The 20,978-nt window shown below is 54.5% G+C and carries 18 protein-coding genes and 2 riboswitches; of the genes, 2 read left to right on the forward strand and 16 right to left on the reverse strand.

The window, feature by feature from the left end:
• Window positions 1-7: 7 nt before the first annotated feature.
• From ACE418_RS04730 to thiC, 16 genes are all read right to left on the reverse strand, one after another.
• A complete protein-coding gene (locus ACE418_RS04730) occupies window positions 8-1,057 on the reverse strand; it encodes a sulfate/molybdate ABC transporter ATP-binding protein (RefSeq protein WP_416449536.1) in 1,050 nt (349 codons plus the stop codon).
• A 26-nt stretch (window positions 1,058-1,083) separates the two neighbouring features.
• A complete protein-coding gene (locus tag ACE418_RS04735) occupies window positions 1,084-1,914 on the reverse strand; it encodes a sulfate ABC transporter permease (RefSeq protein ID WP_416449537.1) in 831 nt (276 codons plus the stop codon).
• Window positions 1,915-1,929: 15 nt separating this feature from the next.
• The gene (gene cysT / locus ACE418_RS04740; RefSeq protein WP_416449538.1) at window positions 1,930-2,775 is read right to left on the reverse strand and encodes a sulfate ABC transporter permease subunit CysT; all 846 of its coding nucleotides are present in this window, start codon (window positions 2,773-2,775) and stop codon (window positions 1,930-1,932) included.
• Between the two features lie 12 nt (window positions 2,776-2,787).
• Window positions 2,788-3,834: a sulfate ABC transporter substrate-binding protein gene (locus ACE418_RS04745; RefSeq protein ID WP_416449539.1), complete on the reverse strand. Its 1,047-nt coding sequence runs from the start codon at window positions 3,832-3,834 to the stop codon at window positions 2,788-2,790.
• Window positions 3,835-3,866: 32 nt separating this feature from the next.
• Window positions 3,867-4,799 (reverse strand): cysteine synthase A, encoded by a 933-nt coding sequence (gene cysK, locus ACE418_RS04750; RefSeq protein WP_416449540.1) that lies wholly within the window; start codon window positions 4,797-4,799, stop codon window positions 3,867-3,869.
• Window positions 4,800-4,877: 78 nt separating this feature from the next.
• Window positions 4,878-4,976: riboswitch (SAM riboswitch) on the reverse strand.
• Window positions 4,977-5,370: 394 nt separating this feature from the next.
• Complete coding sequence (locus ACE418_RS04755; protein ID WP_416449541.1) at window positions 5,371-7,068, reverse strand: carbon starvation CstA family protein; 1,698 nt, start codon at window positions 7,066-7,068, stop codon at window positions 5,371-5,373.
• Window positions 7,069-7,361: 293 nt separating this feature from the next.
• Window positions 7,362-7,610, reverse strand: coding sequence for a hypothetical protein (locus ACE418_RS04760; RefSeq protein WP_416449542.1), 249 nt, complete (start codon window positions 7,608-7,610; stop codon window positions 7,362-7,364).
• A gap of 100 nt (window positions 7,611-7,710) precedes the next feature.
• Window positions 7,711-8,199 (reverse strand): GNAT family N-acetyltransferase, encoded by a 489-nt coding sequence (locus tag ACE418_RS04765; protein WP_416449543.1) that lies wholly within the window; start codon window positions 8,197-8,199, stop codon window positions 7,711-7,713.
• 64 nt (window positions 8,200-8,263) lie between these two features.
• Entirely contained in the window at window positions 8,264-9,355 is a 1,092-nt protein-coding gene (locus ACE418_RS04770) for a M48 family metallopeptidase (protein WP_416449544.1), read from the reverse strand.
• A 71-nt stretch (window positions 9,356-9,426) separates the two neighbouring features.
• Window positions 9,427-10,848, reverse strand: coding sequence for an alanine/glycine:cation symporter family protein (locus tag ACE418_RS04775; RefSeq protein WP_416449545.1), 1,422 nt, complete (start codon window positions 10,846-10,848; stop codon window positions 9,427-9,429).
• A gap of 469 nt (window positions 10,849-11,317) precedes the next feature.
• Window positions 11,318-12,598, reverse strand: a complete 1,281-nt coding sequence (locus ACE418_RS04780) for an amidohydrolase (RefSeq protein WP_416449546.1) — start codon at window positions 12,596-12,598, stop codon at window positions 11,318-11,320.
• Between the two features lie 18 nt (window positions 12,599-12,616).
• Window positions 12,617-13,858, reverse strand: a complete 1,242-nt coding sequence (locus ACE418_RS04785; protein ID WP_014016682.1) for an adenosylhomocysteinase — start codon at window positions 13,856-13,858, stop codon at window positions 12,617-12,619.
• Window positions 13,859-13,888: 30 nt separating this feature from the next.
• A complete protein-coding gene (gene mtnA / locus ACE418_RS04790; protein ID WP_416449547.1) occupies window positions 13,889-14,935 on the reverse strand; it encodes an S-methyl-5-thioribose-1-phosphate isomerase in 1,047 nt (348 codons plus the stop codon).
• Window positions 14,935-15,729, reverse strand: a complete 795-nt coding sequence (gene mtnP / locus ACE418_RS04795; protein ID WP_416449548.1) for an S-methyl-5'-thioadenosine phosphorylase — start codon at window positions 15,727-15,729, stop codon at window positions 14,935-14,937. The genes mtnA and mtnP overlap by 1 nt, the downstream gene beginning before the upstream one ends.
• A 21-nt stretch (window positions 15,730-15,750) precedes the next feature.
• The gene (gene hslO, locus ACE418_RS04800) at window positions 15,751-16,647 is read right to left on the reverse strand and encodes an Hsp33 family molecular chaperone HslO (RefSeq protein WP_416449549.1); all 897 of its coding nucleotides are present in this window, start codon (window positions 16,645-16,647) and stop codon (window positions 15,751-15,753) included.
• 536 nt (window positions 16,648-17,183) lie between these two features.
• The gene (gene thiC, locus ACE418_RS04805; RefSeq protein ID WP_298588580.1) at window positions 17,184-18,485 is read right to left on the reverse strand and encodes a phosphomethylpyrimidine synthase ThiC; all 1,302 of its coding nucleotides are present in this window, start codon (window positions 18,483-18,485) and stop codon (window positions 17,184-17,186) included.
• 77 nt (window positions 18,486-18,562) lie between these two features.
• A riboswitch (TPP riboswitch) is annotated at window positions 18,563-18,666 on the reverse strand.
• Window positions 18,667-18,812: 146 nt separating this feature from the next.
• Between thiC and ACE418_RS04810 the strand changes: the two genes are divergently transcribed.
• Together ACE418_RS04810 and ACE418_RS04815 are read left to right on the forward strand one after the other, a co-directional pair.
• Complete coding sequence (locus ACE418_RS04810) at window positions 18,813-19,535, forward strand: SIMPL domain-containing protein (RefSeq protein ID WP_416449550.1); 723 nt, start codon at window positions 18,813-18,815, stop codon at window positions 19,533-19,535.
• A 352-nt stretch (window positions 19,536-19,887) separates the two neighbouring features.
• Window positions 19,888-20,760: a phosphoribosylaminoimidazolesuccinocarboxamide synthase gene (locus ACE418_RS04815; protein WP_416449551.1), complete on the forward strand. Its 873-nt coding sequence runs from the start codon at window positions 19,888-19,890 to the stop codon at window positions 20,758-20,760.
• Window positions 20,761-20,978 lie beyond the last annotated feature (218 nt).

Raw genomic sequence — 20,978 nt, forward strand, 5'->3', positions numbered from 1 at the left:
TCCTTCGTTAAATGTAGAAAACGTCGGCCGACGTCATGGCACTGTTTTCTTTCAAATAGGTCTTGTCGCCGTCGAGGACGTACAAGCGGTAAATGAGGACCTGGACGGTCTCGCCGACAGACAGGGGCGGATCGTCGAAGGAATATTCCCCGTGGATCAAAAGGCCCTTGATGCGGACCGTCACATCGAGGTGGCTGCCGCGGAAGACGACGGCTTCGACCGTCCCCTGTTCGGCGGCACTGATGTACTGTTTCAAAGTCCCTTGTTTATAAATCTTGAGGAACTCAGGCCGGACGATGGCTTGTTTTCCGGCTCCGATCTGCAGGAATCCCGTGAGGACGTTGCAGTTGTCGATGACAACCGGAGTTCCGATAAATTGAGCCACAAAGGGCGTCCGGGGCTGGCGGTAAATATCCAGCGGCGTCCCGACCTGTTCGATATGGCCGTGGTTGGTGATGATGATTTCATCGGCCACTTCGACGGCTTCATCCTGGTCATGAGTGACAAAGATGCTGGTAATGCCGACGCGGTGGATCGTATCCTTGAGCCAGTTGCGCAGTTCCTGCCGGACCTTGGCGTCAATGGCGGCAAACGGTTCATCCAGGAGCAGGACCTGGGGATTCGGCGCCAGGGCCCGGGCAAAGGCGACACGCTGACGCTGGCCGCCGGAAAGCTGGTTAGGATAACGCTTTTCCATTCCCGACAAGCCGACGAGGTCGATCATCTCCAGGACGCGCTGCCGGATTTCCGCTTTCGGCCGCTTCTGGATTTCCAGCCCGAAAGCGACGTTATCGTAAACCGTCATATAGCGGAACAAGGCGTAGTTCTGAAAGACGAAGCCGATGCCCCGCTTGGCTGCGGGAATATCATTGACCCGGCGGCCGTCGATGAAGATGTCGCCGCTGTTGGGGTTCTCCAGCCCTGCCAGCATACGCAGGATCGTCGTCTTGCCGCTGCCGCTGGGCCCGAGGAGGGCGACGAGCTTGCCCTTGTCGATGCCAAAGGAGACATCGCGCGATGCGTGGAAGGAGCCGTAATTCTTTTCGATGTGTTTCATTTCGACATACATGCGCTTCACCTCCTTTATGACGTCTTATCGGCCTTGGCTTCGAGGAAAGTCCGGAGCAGCAGGACGATGATGGCTAACAGGACTAACAGCGACGATACGGCAAAGGCCGCCGTGATGGAATCGGCCGACCCGGACTGATAGAGGGCGTCGATTTCCAGGGGCAGCGTAAAGGTTTCGCCGCGCAGCTTGGACAGGGCACTGACCGCCCCGAATTCTCCGAGGGCCCGCGCCGTACAGAGGACGATGCCATAGAGCAGGGCCCATTTGATCTGCGGCAGGGTGATGCGGAAGAAAATCGTCCAGCCGCTGGCCCCCATGAGGGCTGCCGCTTCCTCTTCATCGCGGCCGTTGGTACTGAGGACGGGGATGATTTCCCGGAAGACAAAGGGAAAGGTGACGAAAATCGTCGCCAAGATGACGCCAGGAACGGCAAAGACAATCTGGATATCCGTTCCCCAATAATCGTTGAGGACTTCGATCCACTGGCCGATCCAGCCCATGCGGCCGAAGGTCATGATGAAGGCCAGGCCGGCGATGACCGGTGAGATGGAAAAGGGGATATCAATGAGCGTCGTCAGGAAATGCTTGCCGCGGAAATCGAATTTCGAAATAGCCCAGGCCGCGCCGAGGCCGAAAATCGTATTGACGAAGACGGCGATGACCGTCGCGATCAAAGTCAGGCGCAAAGCCGACAGGACGTAGGGCGTCGTCAGGGCCCGGATGTAGAAATCCCAGCCTTCGGCCAGCGAATTGGTGATGACCGAAATGAGGGGCACAATGAGCATGATGACGACGAAGAGGACGCTGATAGTCAGCAGCACGACTTCGGTCTTACTGTGTTTCATAACGTCTCCCCTCCTCTACTGGACGCGCCGGGCCTGATGGACCTGGATCATATTAATCGAAAACAAAGTAACAAAAGCGATGACCAGCATAGCCAGGGCAATGGCCGTCGCGCTGGCGTAATCGACGTAATTGAGCTTCTGCATGATGACGTACGATACGACCTGCGTATGATGCTTGGCGCTGTTGCCGGAAATATAAATGACACTGCCGTATTCGCCGAGGCCTCTGGCAAAAGCCAGTCCAAAGCCGGTCAGGAGGGCCGGCCGCAGTTCCGGGAAAATGATGCGCCGGAAAATGGTGAACGTCGACGCGCCGAGCATACTGCCCGCTTCTTCATACGTCGGGTCGAGCTTTTCCAGGACCGGCTGGATCGAGCGGACGACGAAGGGAATGCCGACGAAGATCATGGCGATGGTCAGGCCGATTTTGGTATAGGCGATCTGGATGCCATAGCTGGCAAAGAAGCTGCCAAAGAAGCCCGTATCGGAATAGAGCTTGGATAAGGTAATGCCGGCGACGGCCGTCGGCAGGGCAAAGGGCAGTTCGATGACGCCGTTCAGGAGCCGTTTGCCCGTGAACTCATAGCGGACCAGGACCCAGGCCAGGATGAAACCGAAAACGCAGTTCACCAGCGCTGCCAGGATGGAACAGGAAATACTGGTGATGAACGCATTGCGGATGCCGCTGTTGGTGATAAGCTTGGCGTAGTCATTCGCCGTCAGCTGCAGGGAATGGGCCAGGACCGAAGCCAGCGGGATGAGAATGAGCAGGGACAACATGGTAATCGTCATGCCCATGGACAGGCCAAAGCCGGGAATAATCTGATTGCGCCCGCCGGAACGGGCAAAAAAATGTTTCATCCGGCTCCCCTCCTATTCGTTACCGTTGACGTCGGCCATGATCTTATCGAACAAGGCATCGTCATTGAAAAATTTGACATAAGCTGCATCCCAGCCGCCGAAGTCGCTGATCTTGGTCAGCTTGACCTTGAGATCGAAACGGTCGGCATAACGCTGAAGGATGTCCGGATTCGACGGCCGGAAACCGTTCTTGGCAGCCAGCTCCTGGGCTTCATCGGAATAAAGGTAGGCCAGGTATTCATGGGCGGCTGCTTCATGGCCCTTGCGCCGTGCCAGGCGGTCGACGACGGCCACGCTGGGCTGGGCCTGGATACTGATACTGGGAACGACGAGGTCGAACTTATCGGGATATTCCTGCATCGAATAAAGCGCTTCGTTTTCCCAGGCGATAAGGACGTCACCTTGTCCGTTTTCGACGAAGGTCGTCGTCGAGCCGCGGGCCCCGGAATCCATGACGGTGACGTTGCGGTACAAGTCGGTCAGGAAAGCACGGGTCTTGATTTCATTTCCCCCGAAATGGTCAAGCCCCCAGCTCCAGGCCGCCAGGAAGTTCCAGCAGGCACCGCCGCTGCTCTTGGGATCCGGCGTAATGACGCTCACGCCGGGTTTCACCAAATCATCCCAGTCGCGTATCCCTTTCGGGTTCCCCTTGCGGACCAGGAAGACGATGGTCGACGTGTACGGTGCCGAATCATTGGCAAAATCGCTCTGCCAGCCTTCATGGATGAGGCCGGCCTTTTCGATGAGCGAAATATCATGGGCCAGGGCCAGAGTCACGACATCGGCCTGGCTGCCCTCAATGACCGACCGGGCCTGACTGCCCGATCCGCCATGGGACTGGATGATGCGGATATCCTTGCCTGTCGTTTCTTTATAATGTTTCTGGAATAATTCATTATATTCTTTATATAACTCACGGGTTGGATCATACGAGACATTGGTCAGCGTCACCGTGCCGCCGCTCTCAGCGGTATCGCTGCGTCCGCAGCCCGCCAAGGCCCCCGCGACGGCCAGTACTGTCGAAAAAGCCAGTATAGCTATGATGCGCTTCTTGTTCATTTTCTTTCCCCCTCTATACCGGCTTAGATGCCTTACCCCTCAAATAAAGCCGTCGATAAATAGCGTTCGCCGCCATCCGGCAGGAGGACGACGATGGTCTTGCCTTCGTTTTCCGGCCGGATGGCCAGCTCCAGGGCCGCCTGCAACGACGCGCCTGATGAAATGCCGACCAGCAGGCCGTCGGTCTTGGCCACTTCCCTCGCCCGGCCGTAGGCGTCCTCATTGGATACGTCGATCACATCATCTACGAGAGACATATCCAGGACTTTCGGAATGAACCCGGCGCCAATCCCCTGAATGGCGTGCGGGCCCGGCCGGCCGCCGTGAAGGACGGCAGAATCTTTCGGTTCGACGGCAACGATCTGGACCGTTTCTTTATGGGCTTTCAAGCCCTGGGCCGTCCCCGTAATGGTTCCCCCCGTGCCGACAGATGAAATGAAGATATCGACCTGGCCATCCGTGTCGCGCCAGATTTCTTCAGCCGTCGTCTGGCGATGGATAGCCGGATTGGCCGGATTGTCGAACTGCTGGGGAATGAAGGCGTTGCCGTAAGAATCCCTCAATTCTTCGGCTTTGCCGATGCTGCCGCGCATCCCCTCGATGCCCGGTGTCAGCACGATTTCCGCCCCCAGGGCCGACACGATCTTACGCCGTTCCAGGCTCATCGTGTCGGGCATGGTCAAAATCAGGTGCAGGCCCTTCACGGCGGCCACCAGGGCCAGGCCGATGCCCGTATTGCCACTCGTCGGCTCGATGATGACTGTATCCTGATTGATTTTCCCCTGACGGATTCCCTCTTCGATCATCGCCGCAGCCACGCGGTCTTTGACGCTGCCCAAAGGATTCATGTACTCCAGCTTGCCCAGGATGCGGGCCTTGAGGCCGTGGACCTCCTGCCAGTGGGTCAGTTCCAAAAGCGGCGTATTGCCAATTAACTCTGTCAAATACTTTGCCACATGCTCCATGTCATCAGCTCCTTTTCGGCAAAAGAAAAGCGCCACCTGATAAATGCAGATGGCGCTATAAATAGACGTATGCCCATGACTTCATCTGCCAGGTTGATTCCTGCTGGAATTGGCACCTTACGTACGTAGGTTGCCGCAGCGTCATTGGGCCAGTCCCTCGGCTGCTCTGGATGAATAGGTTTCGTATTGTATTGTCCTTATGAATGGTTGTACAATACGATCATATCGTACAACACATGATGGTCAAATTTTTTAAGTACCCCATGATTACATACCTCTTAATGATTGAAAATGAAGTGTTCCCTATCGGAAACGTTACTGAGATTGTACACTTTACTTAGTATATTGTCAAGGGATTTTAAGCAAAAACTTTCATATTTTACAATGTAAACGTTATACCTCGTATTACAAACAGAGATTTAACTTTATAAATTACATTTTTTATAAGTAAAAGGAGCTTGTCGTATAACGACAAGCTCCTTTTTAAGGGGTTAGCCGTTAGGGGTTAGCCGTTAGTGTCTAACAGCTACCGGTAACGGCTAGCTGCTAACTGCTAACTGCTAACACACCCTCAATGCGTGGCTGTGGGCTGAGCGTCGTGGTGCGCCGTTTTATTGTCGGCGTGGACGAGTTCTTTGCCGCAGTGGTAGACGATGGAAACAGCCAGGACCATCAGGGCGATGGCCAGGACGAACTGCAGGCCTTCGATGAGGAGCGACCAGTTGCCCGAGGCAATCTTGATGATCAGGGCATAGGCCGATTCGACCAGTGCTGTCATGGTAACGCAGAACATGACGACCATCGGGACGTACAGCATGAAGCTCTTGCGGCCCGTCGTCTTGAGGAAGACGGTCAGGCAGATGAGGACCATAGCCGACAACAGCTGGTTAGCCGACCCGAAGAGCGGCCAGATGTTCATATAGCCGCCCAGGCAGAGCAGGAAGCCGAAGAACAAAGTGATGACCGTAGCAAAGTATTTATTGACGCAGATTTTCTGGATAGCATTCATTTCCTGTCCTTCATCGACACTGAACAATTCCTGGAAGGACATACGGCCGATACGGCCGACCGCATCGAGGGTCGTCAGGGCCAGGGCCGAAACGCACATGGTCATGATGCAGGCAGCGGCCGTCTGGGACAGGCCGAACATGGTGAAGAAACCAGCGACAGCGCCGGAGAAAATCTGGAACGGAGTCCCCGAAGCGACATGGCCGTTAGAAGCGGCTGCGCAGGCAATGACCAGGGAAACGACACCTAAAACGGATTCAACGCACATAGAACCATAGCCGACGAAGACGGAATCCTGTTCTTTATCCAGGGTCTTTGACGACGTACCGGAGGAAACGAGGCTGTGGAAGCCAGAAACGGCACCGCAGGCGATGGTGATGAACAGAATCGGGAACAAATCCTTGCCACCGACCGAGAAGGACGTGAAGGCCGGCATATTCAGCGTCGGCTGTGCAACGAAGATGCCGATGACGCCGCCGGCGATCATCATGAGCAGCAGGAAGGCGCTGATATAGTCACGCGGCTGTTTCAAGAGCCACATGGGCATGATGGAAGCAAAGAAAATATAAGCGAAGATGATATACAACCAGGTCATGCGGTCCAGGTAAATCGGCAGGTCGATGCCGACATAGAGCATGGCAATCAAGAGGACAATGGCAATGACAAAGCGTACCTTTTCACTGGGATTGAACTTCTTGATGAACAGGCCAAAGGCGATGGCGACGAAGATAAAGAGCATGGAAATGGAAGCCGCTGCGGCATTAGGCAGGACCATGGACCCATCTTTGGCAAAGCCGTTGAAGGTCGTAGCGACGATATCGCCGAAAGCGGCGATGACCAGCAGGCTGAAGACCCAGCAGAAGAGCAGGAACAGGCGGCGGCCCGTCGTGCCGATATACTTTTCGATGAGGACGCCCATGGATTTGCCGTCATTCTTCATCGATGCATAGAGAGCTGCAAAGTCCTGGACGGCCCCGAAGAAGACGCCGCCGATCATGAGCCATAAGAAGGCCGGCAGCCAGCCATAAGCGGCTGCGATGATTGGGCCCGTGACAGGGCCGGCACCGGTAATAGACGAGAACTGATTGGCAAAAACCGTGAATTTAGAAGACGGCGTATAATCCTGACCATCTTCCAGGCGATGAGCCGGCGTCAGGGCGTTGGGATCGATTCCCCACGTCTTAGCCAGCCACTTGCCATAGAACCGATAGGCTACCGCCAGGATGACGATAGCACAGGTGACTAAAACAACACCATTCATACAAATTCCTCCTATACTTACAAAAAACAAATAGTTTGGTGCGGAGGAGCTGAAGATGTTAAGACAAATAAAGAATAAAGGCTATAAAATACATCTTCGCTTCTGCGCATATGTACGGTATATCACGATTAAAAAGGCCTGTCAAATATACCATTAAGTCATTGTCGGCGTTTCGCTTATAATTTTTAAGAATAAAAAAGAGATTAAACGTTATGTTTTCGTTTAATCTCTTTAACATATTACATGCCAATGTGGCAATTATTTATATTTTATGGATTTCAATTTTTTCACTCTTAATGTCCCGTCAAGCTGGCCTGGCCGGCCTGGCTCGTCTGACTGCGCTGCGCCGTACGCGAACGACGGACTCTTTTCTTGCGGGCAGCCGCTTTCTTGGCATTGGCCTGGAAGTTCGCGACGATAGTCCGGGCCAGCCAGCCCATCAAACAGCCTGTCAGCAGAATCTTGACAGCCAGCAAATCCCACGTCGTCGATAATAATAAGGCCAATACGACAAAAATAGACGTAACGATCGTTTTATTCATGAACAAACACATCTCCCCTGTCGATATACAAAAAATTCATCAAACTATCTTTAATTATATACTTTTTTCATGAATTCAACAAGGGCTTGCCGCACGACAGCTACGCAAAAGTCAGCCGCATCTGATACCAGGTGACGCCGCCATGGACAGAGGCGCTGACGCCTTCGTTCTGGAAGCCGAATTTTGCATAATACGGGAGCAGCTTGTCTTTACAGGTCAGGACCAGGCCTTTGCGTCCCTGCCGCCTGGCATCGGCAATGGCCGCTTCCAGGAGCTGTCCGGCATAGCCATGGCGGCGGTACGAAGGCAGGGTATTGACGCCGAATATCATCTGCCAGTCCCCTTCTTCGTCATGCATGGCGGCCTGGGCGTACATTTCATCGGTCAAATCCCGTTCATCCGTCACCATGCCGTCGACGAAGGACACGAGGGTTCCCTTTTCATCGAAGAGCAGCCAGAAATGCGCCCCATAATGGGCCAGGCGGTCCTGAAATTCCGCTGCCGTCGCCGCTTCTGCCGGCGGGAAGCAGGCTTTTTCTACAGCCGTCACAGCGGCTAAATCGGCCATCGTAGCCGTTCTGATTTTCATGATAAGTAATCTCCTCTTTCCTGTATCGTTTCTCTTCATGATACAGGCTATTTTGTTTCAGTCATTATTTGATTTTATTCAGCTGCGCTGCCAGTTCTTCCGCTGACGGGTCGCCGTTGACCGGCGTCATGATGTTCTGCTGCCCTAAGTAGAGCGTACCGCCAGAGGCCGTGGCCTGCTGCTGATTATGACCGTTCTTATAAGCTGCGGCCAGGTTGCCCAGGACGAAGTACGACCGTTCGGCACTACTCATGCTGGACGTGGCAGCGGGCTTGATGAATTTCTTGCCGTTGACGTAGACCGTGCCGTCTTTGACGCTGGCATGTTTGCCGCTCATTTCGTAGAGCTTGTTGGCGTAGTTATCGCGCCGTTCCTGGTTGGACGGGTGGTCGGACGGCGAGAAGATTTCACCGACGAAGTTGCTGGAATTATTGCCCTGTTTTTCCATGACCCGCTGCCAGATGGCGGCTGTCGCTCCCGGATTATAGCCAGCCCGGGTAATATAATCGAAGGACAGGTTGTCCGCTTCCCATTCAGCAGCCCTGTCGATATGGACCGTTTCGATCTGATTGCTGACCGTATTGAGGATGAGGTTGTTCAGGCCGGATCCGCCAATCGTATCGGCCAGGACCATCTTGCCGATTTCGACATTGACCTTCTTCTGCGTCGAGTTGGCGACGTGGTGCTTCTGGCCATGGCCCATTTCATGTCCTAAGACGACGGCGATTTCATCATCGTTGCTGACCAGGTCGAACATGCCCTTGTTGACGACCATGACGTGGCCCATGGTGCAGGCCGCATTAAAGGTCGTATCCGGACTGACATACCAGCGGTACGGCAGACTGGTAATACTGGAATCGGTCTGGGCGATGCTGGCGCTGAGACGGTTCATGATGGTCGACAAGCGTTCATTATAATATTCATTGTTGAGGACGCCGGTCTGCTTGGTGACGGACTGGTAAATCGCAGCCTGTCCTTCTTTCGTCGTATCATACTGCTTGATCTGCTTGCTCAGGGCCGACTTCACCTGGAGACCGCCGATGACGTCGGTAATGAGGTCCGCCTGGACCGGCTGGACCGGAACGATGCCCATAGGCAGTGAAAACGCGGCCATGACGGCGACGCAGGCTGCAGCTGCTTTTTTCTTCATATTCATAAAAAATCACCCTTCCCCTGTAACGGAAATCTATACTTCCATTATACAAGGAAAGGGTGGACTTGCAAGGCTTAATGAGCCGTAATTTCTTCGTAATCGACTTCTTCGCCCTGTTTTTCGCGGACGACGACTTTTTCCTGGAATTCGAAACATTCCTTGGCAATATCCTTATTCAGCCAGATGAGGCAGATGAGGTTCGGAATGATCATCAGTCCGTTCATGGTATCGGAGAAATTCCAGACCATGTCCAGTGTCGTCGTAGCGCCGACAAAGGTGATGAGACTGAAAATGACACGGTAGCCGACGATGACGGCCCGGGCCTTGATGAGGTATTCCAAAGCTTTTTCGCCGTAATATTCCCAGCCCAGGATGGTCGAGAAGGCGAACAGCGCCAGGGCGACGGACACGATGAACTTGCCGTATTCGCCAAAGACGGAACTAAAGGCCAGGATGGTCAGCTGAGCCCCGGTGACGAGTTTGCCCGTCGACGGGTCGATGGTCCCCAGCGTCCCCGACGAGGCGATGACCAGGCCGGTCAGCATACAGATGATCATGGTATCGAAGAAAGTCCCGGTCATATTGATGTAGCCCTGGCGGGACGGATGGTCTGTACGGGCTGCCGCAGCGGCAATCGGAGCCGAACCGAGGCCGGCTTCATTGGAGAAGACACCGCGGGCGACGCCCCAGCGCATGGCCTGGAGAGTCGAAGCGACGACGGTACCGCCGACGCCGCCGGCGACGGAATCGAAGGAAAAGGCCATGCGGAACATTTCAGCGACGCCAGCCGGGACGGCCGACCAGTTGACGACGATAACGATGATAGAAGCGACGAAATAGAAAGCCGCCATGAAGGGGACGACGACACTCGATACGCGGCCGATGCCCTTGATACCCCGCAGGAAAATAGCCAGGGACAAGACGGTGATGACGGCGCCGACGAGATACGTCGGGATGGCATAACTCGTAAAGAGGGCGGCCGAAATGGAATTGGCTTGGGTCATATTGCCGATGCCAAAGGATGCACAGACGGCAAAGAAAGCGAAGAGCCAGGCCAGGGTGTGGCCGCAGACCTTGTTCTTGATGCCGTTCTTCATGGCATACATCGGGCCGCCGCACATTTCACCGACGCTGTTCGTTTCGCGGTATTTGACGGCCAGGACCGATTCACCGTATTTCGTCGAAAGACCGAAGCAGGCACTGATCCACATCCAGACCAGGGCACCCGGTCCGCCCAGGACCATGGCCGTGGCGACGCCGACAATGTTGCCCGTACCGACCGTGGCAGCCAGGGCCGTCATGAGCGACTGGAACGGCGAAATATCGCCGGCATGCTTACCGTTGCGGAAAATCATCATGATGGAATAGTGCAGGTTCCGCCAAGGGAGGAATTTCAGACGGATGGTCAGGAAAATGCCCGTCCCGACCAGAAAGGCCAGCATAATAGGTCCCCAGACAAAATTGTTGACATCCTTCAAAATCATACCGACATCCATACAAACTCCCCCTTTACGAAGACAGCGCCCAAAGTATTAATAAAAACAAGTAATTCTATGCTGTCCATTTAATATACTAGGAAATTATACCATTTTATATTAAATATGTAAAGTGTCAAACGTTTAATCAGTAAAAAAATGGGGCTGTCGCACGAAGTTTTTTGCCATCATGCGAGACCCCTTCAACTTAAAAGTTTTTCGTTCGTAGTTCATCGTTCATCGCGATGGATTGATATTTTTAATCCCATACGACAAACGATGAACGACCTACGATCAACGTAAAAAGAGGCTGTCTTAATGCGACAGCCTCTTTTTAATGGGGCTAGTGGCTAGTGGTTAGCCGATAATTTTAAATTTAAAGCGGGAGCACTCATACAGACGGCGTTCCGGGATTCCCATAAGCGGGCCGCCTTTCAGGATGGCCCCTACGAGCCACGAACCACGAACTACGAGCCACGAGCTACTAAAACTAAATCTGTGCAAAGAGTTTCTTTCGGGTCCGTTCGGCTTCGGCTTTAATCTTTTCAATGTCCAGTTTGGTGAATTCTTTATGACGCAGGAGGACTTCACCGTTGACCAGGACCGTATCGACATCCATGCTGTTGGCACTGTAAGCCATGAGGCTCAGGGTGTCGTTCTTGGGATACCAGTGCAGGCCTTCGCGGTCGACGAGGGTGATGTCGGCTTTATAGCCCGTTTCCAGCTTGCCGATGTCCGTATAGCCCAGGCACTTGGCGCCGCCTTCGGTCAGCATGTTGATAGCCGTTTCGGCCGGGATGACCAAGGGGTCCAGGGTGTTGGCCTTGTGGATGAGCGTAGTCAGGCGCATTTCTTCGACGATGTCGAGGTTGTTGTTGCTCGACGCCCCATCCGTCCCCAGACCGACGGTGATGCCTTTGGCCAGCATCTTGGGTACCGGTGCGATACCGCTGGCCAGCTTCAGGTTACTGCCCGGATTATGGGCGACGCGGACGTGCTTTTTCGCCATGATATCCATATCGTCGTCATCGACCCAGACGCAGTGAGCAGCCAGGCAGCCGCAGTCCAATACGCCGATTTCATCCATCAGGGCAATCGGCGACTTGCCGTACTGCTGCTTGATGTTTTCGACTTCCCCTTTGGTTTCGCTGAGGTGAATATGGATTTCTGCCCCTAATTCCCGTGCCAAGTCGACAAATTTATGAAGATATTCCGGCGGGCACGTATAGGGAGCATGAGGCCCCATCATGACGGTGATGCGGCCATCGGCCTTGCCATGCCAGTCGTTAAAGAGCTGGCGGCTTTCATCGAGGCCCGTCTGGGCATTCGGTCCGACACCGATGCTGCCACGGCATAAGCAGGCCCGGATCCCCGATTCTTCGACGGCGCGGGCTTCCTGATCCATGTGGTCGTACATATCGGCATAGGCCGTCGTACCGCAGCGGATCATTTCGGCAATGCCCAGCATGGACTGGGCATAAATGACGTCGTCCGTCAATTTGGCTTCAGCCGGCCAGATTTTCTTTTCCAGCCAGTCCATGAGCTGCATGTCGTCGGCATAGCTGCGGAAGACTGTCATGGCCACATGGTTATGGGTATTGACGAAGCCCGGCAGGGCCAGCATCCCCTTTCCGTCGATGACTTCGTCGTAATCGGCCGTATCCGGCGCTTCAGGAAAACCGGTAATGCGTGAGCCGTCGATGGCGATGTTCTGGCCTTCTAAGACATGGTGGTCCTGGTAGAGGGCTACGTGCTGAATCAATTTTTTCATCGTTTTCCCTCCTGGTCCTTAGTCGAGATTCAAATATTTACGCTGTTCTTCGCTGAGCGTGTCGATGGCATAACCCATGGAAGCCAGTTTGATCTTGGCGATTTCCGTATCGATTTCATGGGGCAGGACATAGACATGGTTGCCCAATTCGGCATGGTGTTCCAAGATGTATTTGGCAGCCAGGGCCTGAACGGCAAAGGAGAGGTCCATGATTTCAGCCGGATGACCGTCACCGGCAGCCAAGTTGACCAGGCGGCCTTCAGCCAGGAGGTTGATGACATGGCCGTTCGGGAGTTCATAGCCTTCGATGTTGTGGCGGGCTTCAAAATGGCGGACTGCCAGGGCTTCCAGTTCGGGCTTGTTGATTTCTACATCAAAATGACCGGCATTGGCCAGGACGACGCCGTCTTTCATGTTCTTCATGTGTTCGCCGCGGATGACGTCTTTGTCGCCGGTCAAGGTGACGAAGATATCGCCGACTTTAGCCGCTTCGGCCATGGGCATGACTTCAAAGCCGTCGAAAACGGCTTCGATGGCTTTGATCGGGTCGACTTCAGTGACGATGACATGGGCACCCAAGCCTTTGGCACGCATAGCGCAGCCCTTGCCGCACCAGCCGTAGCCGGCGACGACGACTTTCTTACCGACGACAGTCAGGTTCGTCGTGCGCATGATGCCGTCCCACGTGGACTGGCCTGTGCCATAGCGGTTATCAAAGAGGTATTTGCAGTACGAATCATTAGCTGCCACCATGGGGAACTTCAATTCGCCGGCTTTGTCGAGCCCGTGGAGACGGTTGACCCCAGTCGTCGTTTCTTCCGTGCCGCCGAGGAGATTTTCCATGGCATCGGCCCGCGTCGTGTGCAGAAGATGGACCTGGTCGCCGCCGTCATCAATGATGATGTCCGGATGATGGTCCAGGGATTTATTGAGGAAATCGAAGTATTCTTCATCGGTAGCGCCATACCAGGCATAGACCGTCAGGCCGTCTTCTACGAGAGCGGCTGCGACATCGTCCTGCGTGGACAAGGGGTTGCTGCCGGTAACGATGACGTTAGCGCCGGCGCGATGAAGGACTTCAGCCAGATAGGCCGTCTTGGCTTCGAGATGGACGCTGACGCAAATCGTTTTGCCTTTAAAGGTCTGGTCGGCTTTCAGTTTGTCGCCAATGGCATTGAGGGCCGGCATGTGACGATCGACCCAGCTGATTTTTTCATGACCGCTTTTAGCTAACTTGATATCGCGAATAATAGATTCCATACGAGTAAGACCTCTTTCTTTAATGAATGATTATGATTGGAAAAACGCCGGTACGGATACAGCATCCGGCCGGTGGATAATGCCCTTTTCCGTTACGATGGCGCGGATATTTTCATGAGGCGTCACATCGAAAGCGGGATTGAAGACGGGCGTTTCGGGGAGGGCTGCCGCCACACCCCGGAAGGAACGGACTTCATCGTGATTCCGTTCTTCAATGGGAATCTGGCTGCCATCGGAGAGGGACAAATCGAAGGTCGAAGCCGGCGCCGCGATGTACAGGGGAATCGCAAGTTCCCGCGCCATCAGGGACAGTCCATAGGTCCCGATTTTATTGGCCGTATCGCCATTGGCAGCGATGCGGTCGGCACCGACGATGATGGCATCGACGCCCTTGGTCTTGAGCGTCCAGGCAGCCATATTGTCCGTAATGAGTGTAACCGGAATCTGGTCGGCCATGAGCTCGAAGGCCGTCAGGCGGGCCCCCTGCAGGAGCGGCCGCGTTTCATCGGCATAGACCATGGACACCAGGCCCCGGCGGTGGAGCTCGCGGATGACACCCAATGCCGTGCCGACGCCAGCCGTAGCCAGGGCTCCGGCATTGCAGTGCGTGAGCAGCGTCAAGGGATGGCCGATTTTTGCCAGCTCATCTGCCCCATACCGGGCCATAGCCGTATTGATGGCCACATCGGCTTCATGGATGGCAATGGCTTTCCGTTCCAGCACAGCCGTCACCGCCTGTGCCCCCTCTGCCTCATGCTGGCGGACACAAGATAGCATCTGAGTCAGGGCCCAGTGCAGGTTGACCGCCGTCGGACGGGCTGCGTCGAGTTCCCGGCAGATGGCTTCCAAGGATGCCAAAAAGGGCGCATCTCCCCCTTGCTGGCATAACTCCCGTGCCGCCAGGACGACGGCATAGGCGGCGGCCACACCGATAGCCGGTGCCCCGCGCACGGCCAGGACCGCAATAGCCTGGCGCACGTCCTGCCAGGAATGGCAGGGCAGATAGATTTCTTCAAAGGGCAGCTTCGTCTGGTCCAGGAGGAATAGCGTGCCCGTTTGCCAGCGCAGTGTATCCATTATACCGTAAACCCTCCATAAGCCTGCAAGGTATGACGGCAGGCGCAGTCGCTGTCATCGTATAACTCGATGCTCTTCAAGATGAGCTGCTGCAGGCGCTGTGAATTTTCCGCCATGGCTTCGACGACTTCTTCATGGGTAAGCGGCGTCGGCGAAATACCTGCGGCAAAATTGGTGACCATGGAAATCGTAGCATAACAGATTTCCGCTTCTCTGGCCAGGCAGACTTCCGGGACATTGGTCATGCCGACCAGATCGCCGCCGAGCTTTTCATACATCCGGATTTCCGCCGGCGTTTCGAAACGCGGCCCTTCCGTGCAGACATACGTTCCCTTATCGTGGAGATCATAACCGCCAAGGGCTTTGGCGGCAGCCGCCACGGTCCGGCGCAAGATCGGGCAATACGGTTCCGTCATATCGACGTGGACGACGCCGTTTTCACCGCCGTCAAAGAACGACGTATGACGGCATTTAGTAAAGTCCAGGAACTGGTCGGGCAGGACAAAGTCGCCGGGCTTGTCGTCGCGGTTCAGGGAGCCGACTGCCGTCGTCGATAAAATAGCCGTGACGCCCAGGCGCTTCAGGCCCAGGATGTTGGCCCGGTAATTGATAAGATGCGGCGGAATCGAATGATTCCGGCCATGGCGGGGCAAAAAGACGAGTCCCTTATCTTTATACGTCCCCTGCCAATAATGGATGGTCCCGTAAAAGGTATCCATATAGTCTTCATGGACGTTGGACAATATCTTCGGGTCGCAGACACCGGTACCGCCGATGATGGCAATGAGTCCCATCGTAAAACCTCCTCCGTAAAATTAATTCTTCTTATGGCGCTGGGCAGCCGTTTCGTACAGGGCTGTCAGTTCATCGTGAGACAATACGTATTGGGCCCCGCAATACTGACAGGTCATTTCTACCTGAGGGTCCTTCAAGAGGGCTTCCTTGTCTTCCTGACGCAGGGACAACAGGGCATTTTCAAAACGCTGGCGCGAACACGTGCAGCGCCAGTACAGGTTCTGCCGATAGAGTTCCTTGAAATGCATGCCGCTGAGGATGATGTCGATGAGGCCTTCGCCATTGGGATGGTCCTGCAAATACGTCGTCAAGGCCCCGACCTGGGTAATATTGGCTTCCACGCGGGCCAGGTCTTCATCCTTCGCCCCCGGCAAAGCCTGGACGAGAAAACCGCCGGCAGCGGCAATGGTGTAATCCTGCTTGACCAGGACGCCCAGGCTGATCGTCGATGGTATCTGTTCCGACGTGAACAGATAATAGGCAATGTCTTCGGCCACTTCCCCAGAAACCAAGTCAGCCTGGCTGGTATAAGTCGTCTTTTCCGGCGTAAAGCGCGTCACCGTCAACTGGCCGTGCTGGCCGACAGCGGCCGACACATCGAGCTTGCCGTTGGCCTTCAAAGGCAGGTCGACCTGAGGATTATCCACATAGCCGCGGAGCTTGTTGGTATCGAAGCAGTCTGCATGGACAGCCCCTAAAGGACCGTCACCGGCGATTTTCAGCGAAACCCCTTCGTGATTCTTATAATCACCGGCTAACAGCGCCGCCCCGGTCATCGTCCGGCCCAGTGCCGCACAAGCCACGGGCGACAAATTATGACGCTGCCGGGCCTTTTCGACAATCCCCGTCGTCAAGGCAATGGACACCCGGATGAGCTCATCCGATGTATAATGAATGATCTGGTTATGTGTAATCATGTATGTTCTATCCTTTCTTTACAAATCCAGTCTCTATTATACAACATCGGTGCAGACCTAGCCAGTGCCTTTTGCATGTGTTTGGGAGCCTATCGGCCCCGCAGGCCGCCGTTCGCAGGCCGCCTCGGATTCAGATGCCGCTTCGCGGCAACAGACTCAAAAGAACAACATCGCCTCGAGCGACCCTCGTCTCGTAAAAAATGCCCCAGTCGGGGGCCGTTTTTTTTTGCGAACTGCGACCGGCCACCTGCGAACTGCGTTCATTTCATGAGTCTGTCGCGGCGGGACGCCGCATCTGAGTCCGAGAAAAAGTCATGGTTCGTAACTCGTAAAAGTCTGCCATTATATTCGAATGGGCTCTGGGCAACTCTCTCTAGCGGGCTCGCCACGTGCGAGCCCCTACAGACACTCGAATGGGAGGTGATGAAATCTCGCAACGGGTCGGCGGCCTGTGAACTGCGGCCTGCGGCTGAAAAAGGCCCGTCTTATGGCGACGGGCCTTTTTCAGTATCTATGAGTTACATTTAGGTTGGAGCCTAGCGGATGGAGACGTCTTCGCCGGCGAGGATGCGTTTCATCGTACGGGCCGGGCACATCTTGCCACACATGGTGCAGGTACCTTCACATTCTGGTTTGCTCGATTCGTAGTAACGGCGGGCTTTTTCCGGGTCGATGGACAAGGAAATCATCTTGTCGAAGTCGACGTCGACGCGGGCTTTGCTCATAGCGTCATCCCATTCCTGGGCACCCGGGATGCCTTTGACCAGGTCGGCAGCGTGGGCTGCGATGCGGGCAGCGATGATGCCTTCTTTGACGTCGTCGACGGTCGGCAGGCGCAGGTGTTCGGCCGGTGTGACGTAGCAGAGGAAGTCGGCACCGCAGGAAGCGGCGATGGCACCGCCGATGGCGCTGGTGATGTGGTCATAGCCCGGTGCGATGTCCGTGACCAAAGGCCCGAGGACGTAGAACGGAGCGCCGTGGCACAGGCGTTTTTCGATTTTCATGTTGGCTGCGATTTCGTTGAGGACCATGTGGCCCGGGCCTTCGATCATGACCTGGACGTTATGGGCCCAGGCGCGCTTGGTCAATTCGCCGAGCGTAATGAGTTCTTCGATCTGGGCAGCGTCGGTGGCGTCATGAGTACAGCCCGGACGGCAGGCGTCGCCGAGGCTCAGGGTGACGTCGTATTTTTCACAGATGTCGAGGAGACGGTCATAGTATTCGTAGAACGGGTTTTCCTGGTTGTTCATTTCCATCCAGGCAAAGAGCAGCGAGCCGCCGCGGGAGACGACGTTGGTCAGGCGCGGGTTGTCTTTGATGCGCTGAGCCGTCTTGCGGTTCATGCCGCAGTGGATGGTCATGAAGTCGACGCCGTCTTCTGCGTGCTGTTCGACGACGGAGAAGAATTCATCGACCGTAATATCTTTCAAATCTTTTTCCAGCATGCCGACAGCATCGTACATGGGGACCGTGCCGATCATGGCCGTAGACATCTTGACCAGCTTGCGGCGGAAGTCACGAGTCTTGCCGAAGTTGGACAAGTCCATGATAGCTTCGGCTTTCATGTCGATGGCGTTCTGGACTTTCTGCAGTTCTTCTTCGTGGTTGTTGTGTTCCGGAGAAACGCCGAGGTTGACGTTGATTTTCGTGCGGCAGTCCTGGCCGACAGCTTCCGGCGACAGGCTGGTGTGAACTTTGTTGGCTGGAATAGCGACTTTCCCGCTGGCGACGAGGGCCATGAGTTTTTCGACGGGCATGTGTTCTTTTTCAGCGACAATTTTCATCTGCGGCGTGACGATGCCTTTGCGGGCAGCGTCCATCTGTGTTGTGTAATCCATTACAAACATCCTTCCTATAAAAAAATGATCCAATGCCATAAAAAAAGCTCGCCCAGCGGTCCTCCGCAGGTGAGCTTTATAATCCCGTAAAGCTTCCCTACGGCGGTATTACCCGCATCAGGTAAAGGGTCAAGTGTAATCCGTCACTTTTCTCAGCCCGAAGGCTCCCCTAGCTTTTTCTATGTATCTGTGGCTATTATAGTACGCCACGGAAAAAAATGCAACACGTTTGTAACATTTAGCATAGACAATTTTGCCAGTTTGTCCCACATAGACGCACATCTCCCCTCATGATATAATAAATGATATGAAAAGGAGGTTTTACTTATGAACTATAAATCCTTAAAGGGCCTTGTCGCCGCCGCTATGCTGGCATCGTCGCTGGTCCTGGCTGCCCCGCAGGCCCTGGCAGCCGGCCCGGAACCGTCTGTCGTCACCGTCACCGGGTATGCCCAGCAGGAAGTCGCACCGGATACGGCTTATGTCACCATCGGTACGACCAGCACCGATGCCGATGCCCAACAGGCCCGGACCCAGAACAACCTGGCCATGAACCAGGTCACGAATGCCCTGAAGGCCATGGGCATCCCTGCTGAAAACATGAAGACGACGGGCTTCTATATGTCGCCGAACTACGACATGAAGGGCCAGAAAGTCACGTCGTATACGGTGACCAACAGCCTGGAAGTCAAGTTGACCGACCTCTCCATGGTATCGCAGGTCATCAACAAGGCCGGCAGCCTCGGCGCCAACCAGATCAACAACGTCCGCTTCACCAATGAACATGCCGACCAAATCAAGGAAAATCTCATCAAGGAAGCCGTCCACAACGGTCAGCGCGCTGCCCAGGCCGCAGCCGAAGCCGCCGGCAGCCAGCTCGGTGCCGTCAAGGAAATCAACATTTCCGGCACCAGTCCGTCGTACAGCCGCGTCTACGGCGCTGCCATGAGCCTGCGGGCCGTCAACAAGATGGAAGCCGACTCGACACCGGTCGAAGCCGGTACCAACACCCTCAGCCAGAGCGTCAGCCTGACTTATTACCTGCAGTAAGCCGGACCGCGACCGCATCGTAGAGACCCGTCCCAACGAACCTATTTTAAGGGGCTAGGGATTAGGGGTTAGGGGTTAGGGGCTAGGGGTTAGTGGTTAGTGGCTAGTGGCTCGTGGCTAGGGGTTAGTAGATGACTTTAAATTTAAAGGATTTCGCTGAAAACCACACACTCTGTACTGAAAACCATAAACTCAAAATGGCTTTCCTAACGAACCACGAGCCACGAGCCACGAGCCACGAAAAAAGGTTTTGTCCTTTGACGACAAAACCTTTTTTATTTCCCCAAAATATGCTATGATAGTACTGTTCTACCATAATAAAATAAGTTCTGAATCATGGAGGCCAGACAAGATGAAAGAATACACCCCTTTTAAATCCGGTAAAGTACGCGAAGTCTATGACGCAGGTGACAGCATTATCATGGTCGCAACGGACCGCATTTCCGCTTTTGACCATATCCTCAAGAACAAGATCACCAAAAAGGGCGCCATCCTCACGCAGATGTCCAAGTTTTGGTTCGATATGACGTCGGATATCATCCCGAACCACATGATTTCCGTCGACAACGCTGACATGCCGGAATTCTTCCAGCAGGAACAGTTCATCGGCAACAGCATGAAATGCCAGAAACTGACCATGATCCCTATGGAATGCATCGTCCGCGGCTACATCACCGGCAGCGGCTGGGAAAGCTATCAGAAGAACGGCACCGTTTGCGGCATCAAATTGCCGGCAGGCCTCAAAGAATCAGAAAAACTCCCGGAACCGATTTTCACACCGAGCACCAAAGCGGAACTCGGCGACCACGATGAAAACGTCTCCCTCGAAGAAGGCGCCGCTTACATCGACAAGACCTTCCCGGGAAAAGGCAAGGAATACGCTGAAAAGATCCGCGATTACACCATTGCCCTTTATAAAAAATGTGCCGAATACGCCCTTTCCAAAGGCATCATCATTGCCGATACGAAATTCGAATTCGGTCTCGACGACAAAGGCAATATCGTCTTGGGCGATGAAATGCTCACGCCGGACAGCTCCCGCTTCTGGCCCCTCAAAGGCTACAAAGCCGGCCAGAGCCAACCGTCGTATGACAAACAGTTCGTCCGTGACTGGCTCAAAGCCAACCCGGACAGCGATTATCTCCTGCCCCAGGACGTCATCGACAAGACCATTGCCAAATACAAAGAAGCTTATGAAATGCTCACGGGAAAAGCATTTGAATAGTGGTTCGTGGTTCGTCACGAACCTCGTGAACTCTCTTTTTGCACTGTAGGGGTTGCCACGTGGGCAACCCGTTGGGACTTTGAATGATTCTCCTAGCAAATAATCAGAGAATCACAAATATCACCTAGCGGGCTCGCCACGTGCGAGCCCCTACAATGAAAAAATTTACAACAATCTAAAACATAAACACAAGAAACCGTGCATAATGGCAGAAACCA

The sequence above is a fragment of the Megasphaera jansseni genome (assembly GCF_047974155.1).
Lineage (GTDB): Bacteria > Bacillota > Negativicutes > Veillonellales > Megasphaeraceae > Megasphaera.